1 protein-coding gene is annotated in these 402 nt (G+C 38.1%); it reads left to right on the forward strand.

The features are described 5' to 3' along the window. Window positions 1-88 precede the first annotated feature (88 nt). On the forward strand, window positions 89-196 hold the full coding sequence (locus tag PZE06_RS32790) for a hypothetical protein (RefSeq protein ID WP_483314091.1): 108 nt from the start codon (window positions 89-91) through the stop codon (window positions 194-196). The last annotated feature ends 206 nt before the right edge of the window (window positions 197-402 follow it).

Here is a 402-nt window from a genome sequence, read left to right on the forward strand (position 1 = left end):
TACGATGAGAAACGAATGGAAGAGCTCTTAAAATCCGTCAACCTTTGGGAGGAACGAAATACGATTATCGAGGAATATTCAAAAGGGAATGCTGCAGCGGCTTGGACTCGCAGTGACGCTCTATCAAGATTCACAAATCCTCGTCTTAGACGAACCGACAAGCGGTCTTGATCCAATTGGAAGAAAAGAAATTTAGGATACGTTGAAGTCTTTGCAAAATAAAACGATTTTAGTATCTTCCCATCATTTAGATGAAATTAAACAGCTATGTTCACACGTCGCTTTTTTAGAGAATCAGCAAATCTGTATATACACTGTTGCAGACTTTCTACTAACACAAAAATTAGGAGAGAATGGACCATGACAAAATTTTTATTCGCCTTAGCCAGTTTGCTTTTCTTA

The sequence above is a fragment of the Robertmurraya sp. DFI.2.37 genome, from assembly GCF_029211245.1.
Taxonomy (GTDB): domain Bacteria; phylum Bacillota; class Bacilli; order Bacillales; family Cytobacillaceae; genus Robertmurraya; species Robertmurraya methanolica_A.